Genomic DNA, 6091 nt, shown 5'->3' on the forward strand with positions numbered 1-6091 from the left:
AGCAAGCTAACAAAGGCATTTATGGAATGTTAGCCAAATTGCCTTTGTTCTCAAGCCATGACTTGCGATCAGATGCGCGTTTTTTCGCAAGCAACATATCCATGACACTATTAGTAAGCACCATATCATCCATATCCAATTGCACCAGACGTCGAGTATCACGGTTCATAGTTGTTTCACGCAACTGCTCTGCACTCATCTCACCCAAACCCTTAAAACGAGTAATCTGAGCTTTTTTGTTGCCCGGTACATTGGCCAAAATATGCTCAAGCTCAGGCTCATCTAACGCATAGTGAACCTCTTTGCCTACATCAACTCGGTACAAAGGCGGCATGGCCACAAACAAATGACCGGCATCCACCAGCGCAGGGAAATGCTTCACAAACAAAGCACAGATCAGCGTCGCAATGTGCAAACCATCAGAATCCGCATCCGCTAAGATACATATCTTGTCGTAACGCAGCTCAGACAAATCATCCGAGGCAGGATCGACACCGATAGCGATGGCGATATCATGAATCTCTTGGCTTGATAGTACCGTATCTGATGACACTTCCCATGTATTTAGAATTTTACCACGCAGCGGTAATATCGCTTGATAATGACGGTCTCGTGCTTGCTTGGCACTACCACCAGCAGAGTCTCCCTCTACTAAGAACAGCTCAGCGCCATCACGCAGATCACCTCGGCAATCTGCCAATTTACCAGGCAATGCTGGCCCCTGAGTGATTTTCTTCCGCGCGACTTTTTTGGCAGATTTTAGACGACGGCCTGCTTTATTGATCGCCAGTTCAGCAATTTGCGTACCCATATCCGCATTTTGATTTAACCACAGACTAAAGGCGTCTTTTGCCAATGTCTGTACCGCTCCAGCAGCCTCACGACTAGATAAACGTTCTTTGGTTTGACCAGAGAACTGTGGCTCAGAAAACTTAAGAGACAGGATATAGTTCACGCCATCCCACACATCTTCTGCGGTCAACTTCACACTGCGCGGCAGCAAATTATGAATGTCACAAAACTCGCGCAATGCCTCTAAGATACCCGTGCGCAAACCATTGACGTGCGTACCACCCTGAGCCGTCGGAATCAGGTTCACATAGCTTTCTTGAATCGGTGTCCCACCATCAGGCAACCAAGACAACGCAAAAGTAATACCTGCTCGCTCGCCACTTTTTGCCTCATAGTTATAATAGAAAGGTGCTTCAGGCAAGGTCTCAAGACCGTCTAGTTGCTCATTTAAATACTCAACCACCCCATCAGTGAACTGCCAAACCACCTTTTCATTATTGATCTCATCGGTGAACTCAATCGTTAGCCCAGCGGCCAAAACTGCCTTAGCTTTCAAGTTATGCTTGAGCTGTTTGACATTGAATTTCGGTGAATCAAAGAAACTACCATCGGCCCAAAAGTGTACTTTGGTACCGCGCTTACGCTTGTTTGAGCTGACGGCTTCAGTCAAAGGCGTTACTGGCGCACCATTTTCAAACGCCATATCAAACTGTGTGCTATCACGCCATACCGTGACCTCGACCCGTGTTGATAGGGCATTGACGACAGATATACCCACGCCATGTAGGCCGCCTGAAACCTCATAATTAGAGGTCGAAAATTTACCACCGGCATGTAAACGGGTTAAAATTAGCTCAATACCTGATTGATTAAACTCTGGATGGATATCGGTCGGCATACCGCGACCATCATCTTCAACGGACAACGACCCATCACTATACAACTGAACTTTGATGGTCTTTGCATGACCAGCCAATGCTTCATCAACTGAGTTATCGATGACCTCTTGTGCCAAATGGTTAGGGCGCGTGGTATCGGTATACATCCCTGGGCGACGGCGTACTGGCTCAAGTCCTTCTAAAACTTCTAACGATTGCGCATTATATTGACTCACAAATGCATCCTTAATTATTCATGTGCGATTAATTCTATTAAGCCATTATAACGAAAAATAGCGACAGTAACGTCAATAGTAAGTCGCTCACGTCAGATAATGTCGTCTATTTAAGTTTAATTTGAGCCTATAGCAATTGCTTTAACGTATCAATCACCACTGGTAATTGCTCACCAAAATCACTAAACCGATGATCACCACCAGCTTGTACCGTTACCATCGCGCCCTGCTCTTCATAAAATTGCTTGGACATCTCAGGGTTTAGCAGCTCATCGCCTTCTTTAATAAGTACCGAAATCTTATTAGGATAATTAACGGCTGATAGTTGATGCACTTCAAACCATTGCAAATCTGCCTTGGTAATATCCCAGCCACCAGCTGTCGAGTGGACAACATTTCCTCTTAAATCATAATCTTTAGTACCATTATTTAAAGTCGAATCTTTAGAGAACCGCTGCAAAGTAACGTGTGGCTGAATACTGGGGTTTAATAACAAAGCAGCACAACCTATATGATTACTCACTAGAGTAGAAAAGTAGCCACCTAACGAGCTACCTATCAGTACCGTTTCAGCATCTCTATTTAATTGAGTTACCAACTTGACTAGGTGCTCAAAAACTTGCTCAGGAGCACTATTCAGATCAGGGCGATATACGCTGATATCAGGATGATACTGCTGACAATATTTTTCTAACAGTACTCCTTTAGTAGAATTGGCATCACTGTCTAGTCCATGAATATAAATAATGTTCACTTACAATCTCACTTATTAATTTTGTTATGATTATCTTATGTAGCCATTAAAGCTAAGCATAGCACCCGCTAAACAAAAATTATAACAATAAAATGGCACACTATTATTCAGCATTTGCGACATAATAATCTTTTACAATGAGGCTAGACAATAAATTAGGCAAGTTAAAGGAATAACGGTAATAGCAATGGAGTCGCCATGAATCAGCAGTTTGAACTGTTCGAGATTGCCAATCCATGCATTGGTGTATGTCAAAGTAATAAAAAAGGCTATTGCTTTGGTTGCCTGCGCAGTCGAACGGAACGCCAACGATGGCATGATATGACAACAGAGCAGCAGCGCGAGGTGCTAAGGCTTATCGCAGGACGCAAGCTGCGTATCGAGCAGATGAGACAGCGAAAAGATGAGCAGTTAGGCTTTGATTTTGAGGGAGACGTTGAGATGGGTGAGCTGTTTTAGGCGATAGTTAAGAAGATATCAAAATGATCTTAATTACAGGACGAGCATTGCGCGAACCGATTATTCAATACGATTCATTTGTAATGAATCGTCAGCAAGAAATCATGCAAGCAGCCAATAACTTTCAAATTGGTAAGTTTGGTGAAGGTACTTAATAGTTAGCTAAGTGCTAGCTTAGCTTATTAAATATCAAAGCCCGTACTAGTTTGCTAATACGGGCTTTTTTTATGGGAAAGAATATTGCTTTGAATGCTTGCGAAGTCGTTCTGAGCGTCAATCATAACAAGATATTACGAGTAAGCAGCGTTGGAAGCATTCAGGCCGATAGTAGAACATAGATAAAGTATATTGACATGTACTTACAAATTGAACATACTAGTAAGTATAGAAATTACTAATGAATATAAAATGTATACTACACAGGCTTACTATGCATCTCCAGTAGATGGGAATTATTACTACACATATATTCTTTTATCAAATGGACAGATATTGCCAGTCCATTTCCTTAAAGATACGAAAGGATTACTACGCCTAGTTTATTACCCAATAGTTCCTTGGGGGACAATACCAGAACCTATAGACATAATCATCTCAATTATCAACAAACAGTCTAATATTGTGTATTATCAGCCACAAAACTATGGACAAACACAGCTTCTATACTGCGCTTGTAACGTAGCAAACTATATAACTTTACTTTGCAATATTGAGTTTCAAAAGTTTTTACCTATTACTATTGAGGACACAGGTATGTTACGACAATCAAATAATAAAGATTTAACACTTCCATCAACACCATTTATCGAACAATTACCAAATACTTTTCCAGTGCCACACAATGTAAGTATTCCAGCAGATATTTACCAAAGCTTACAAGCTGTGCAGGATGGACGATTAGCTAATGTTTCGATCAACTCAAGTCAGCATGGTTATCAATTGACTGCCGAAGACTTAGAAGGTAATCGAATTATAATTGAAAAACATAACGCAAATGGTATAAATCAGAATTCTAAAACTATGATAGAAACTACAGACTTGAAAATTCAAAGGCAAGCACAAGTTGAGCAATTACGACTTCAAAAAATGACTCAAAGTCAAATTGCTAATTATCTAGGTGTATCTCAAAAAACCATCTCAAATGATATAAAAGAGCTTGGAATAAATTGATCCGATAGACCTCTTGTGAAAGTAATATTCCATTGACCTCCACTTTCGTTAACATAGCTAAATAGGCTAGTGATAACTTATGTGAGAGGTCTAACAACATCTATGTTCATATTGGATAGAAATTATTGAACTCAATTTAACTAGGGCGTGTCATCAATTAAGCCAAACAACGCAAGAAACCAGATGAACCGCACTGAGGAAATGACTGGCTAACTTATCATAACGAATGGCAATCGAACGGTATTGCTTAATTTTGGCAAAGAAGTTCTCGATCAAATGCCGTGCTTTGTAAAGCTCTTTATCGAAATCTCTTGGTTGCAGTCGGTGACACTTGGAAGGTATGACTGCCTTGCCTTGTACTGCTTTAATACGTTCAATGACACAGGTATCAGCATCGTAAGCTTTACCGGCAAGCCAAGTTTGGCTAATACTGACATCGAGCAATTCATCTGAGCCACACAGGTCATGAGCTGACCCATCTGTTAAATAAAAACCCGTAGGATTACCTAGCGCATCTGTACGGGTATGTATTTTAGTCGTTAGTCCACCTCGGCTTCGCCCAATGGCTTGATCCCTTTTTTTCCAGCACGTCGCTGATGAGCTTTAACAATAGTGGCATCTAGCATGGCATATTCATCATCGGTTTGTCAGAGAGCTGATTAAATACCTGTTCCCATACGCCTTTTTGTGACCATCGGCTAAAACGAGTATAAATCACTCTAAAGTCGCCAAAACGTTCAGGTAGATCACGCCAAGGTACGCCTGTCTTATAGCGGTACAAGACGGCTTCTACGAATAATCGGTTATCCTTTGCAGTAACACCAACGTCATTTGGTTGGCCTGGCAGAAGTTTTTTAATTCGCTCCCATTGGTCATCTCGTAGGGAATGTCGTCTTGTCATAGCGTCCAATCTCAGATTCCTAAATATGATCTAAGTATAGCCTGTTCTGAAATATCTCCGCTAATTGATGACACGCCCTAGTAGTTTGTAAAAAATATATAAATTTCTTATTTATTTAAGCAACCAGTAATGGATAGACTCTTTTAAAGTAAATTCTAAAATGTTGACAAGATTTGGATATGTACTACTGACCATTTTTGACTCGTTCCCATTCTTTTTTTAAAACAATTTGAGATTGTGTCACTATATTTTGACCAATAGTTTCAAATTCACTGGCCACAGCTATTTTTTTATTGATTGACTCAATCATTTTTTTATCAGCGCACTCTATTAACTTAACTAGCTTTTGGTGATCAGCTTCATTCGGATTGATAAGGAGCTTTATAACCTGAAACTTTTCTACAAACTTACCGTAATCGGAAATTGCATCTTTGGTTGAAACTGATTCATTAGCATGAGCGGATGGCATGTGATGAATAATAGCTACTAAAGTAGCTAAGTCATCGCGCAGACGATTTATCCATACTTGACGATTAGATGAAACTACAGAAGCATTAATTTGATTTTTAGCAATACAAATGCTTACTAGTGGCCCTACTATAATTGCTACCAAAGCGGTTATTGCACTTACTACAGCGGGTTCAAAATTCATTGTTTATCCTAAAACCTTGCTAATAATTATTGAATATCGCCCTTGGTACATTGATTTATGCAATATTAAGAACAAGTAATATAGCAATAAAAGCAATGACGTGCACTCCTTCATACCTTTTAACAGTGATTAAGTATTATCTATGAAAACCCCCAGGCAAAAGAAAACCCCCTCTGACATAAGTCAAAGGGGGTTTATCTAGAATAGAGAGCTGACGATGACCTACTCTCACATGGACGAATCCACACT

Annotated in this window: 6 protein-coding genes and 1 pseudogene; 3 read left to right on the forward strand and 4 right to left on the reverse strand. The window is 40.3% G+C overall.

The features are described 5' to 3' along the window. Positions 1–19 precede the first annotated feature (19 nt). Positions 20–1906 carry a DNA topoisomerase IV subunit B gene (parE, locus tag ACZW67_RS11265; RefSeq protein ID WP_465183319.1) on the reverse strand — a complete coding sequence of 629 codons (1887 nt, stop codon included), beginning with the start codon at positions 1904–1906 and terminating at the stop codon, positions 20–22. 127 nt (positions 1907–2033) lie between these two features. Further along, entirely contained in the window at positions 2034–2660 is a 627-nt protein-coding gene (locus ACZW67_RS11270; protein ID WP_465183320.1) for a YqiA/YcfP family alpha/beta fold hydrolase, read from the reverse strand. A 198-nt stretch (positions 2661–2858) separates the two neighbouring features. Here ACZW67_RS11270 and ACZW67_RS11275 point away from each other — a divergent pair, with 198 nt between their 5' ends. The 3 genes from ACZW67_RS11275 (at position 2859) to ACZW67_RS11285 (ending at position 4289) form a co-directional block, all read left to right on the forward strand. After that, positions 2859–3119 carry a DUF1289 domain-containing protein gene (locus ACZW67_RS11275; RefSeq protein WP_465183321.1) on the forward strand — a complete coding sequence of 87 codons (261 nt, stop codon included), beginning with the start codon at positions 2859–2861 and terminating at the stop codon, positions 3117–3119. 23 nt (positions 3120–3142) lie between these two features. Continuing rightward, on the forward strand, positions 3143–3274 hold the full coding sequence (locus tag ACZW67_RS11280; protein ID WP_465183322.1) for a pirin-like C-terminal cupin domain-containing protein: 132 nt from the start codon (positions 3143–3145) through the stop codon (positions 3272–3274). A 253-nt stretch (positions 3275–3527) separates the two neighbouring features. Beyond that, entirely contained in the window at positions 3528–4289 is a 762-nt protein-coding gene (locus ACZW67_RS11285; RefSeq protein WP_465183323.1) for a hypothetical protein, read from the forward strand. A gap of 153 nt (positions 4290–4442) precedes the next feature. On the opposite strand, the pseudogene ACZW67_RS11290 reads toward ACZW67_RS11285, so the two are convergent. Both ACZW67_RS11290 and ACZW67_RS11295 read right to left on the reverse strand, forming a co-directional pair. Beyond that, positions 4443–5190 (reverse strand): annotated as a pseudogene (locus ACZW67_RS11290) (IS5 family transposase). 184 nt (positions 5191–5374) lie between these two features. After that, on the reverse strand, positions 5375–5842 hold the full coding sequence (locus ACZW67_RS11295; protein WP_465183324.1) for a hypothetical protein: 468 nt from the start codon (positions 5840–5842) through the stop codon (positions 5375–5377). Between the last annotated feature and the right edge of the window lie 249 nt (positions 5843–6091).

This window comes from Psychrobacter sp. TPE 89C, assembly GCF_055522395.1.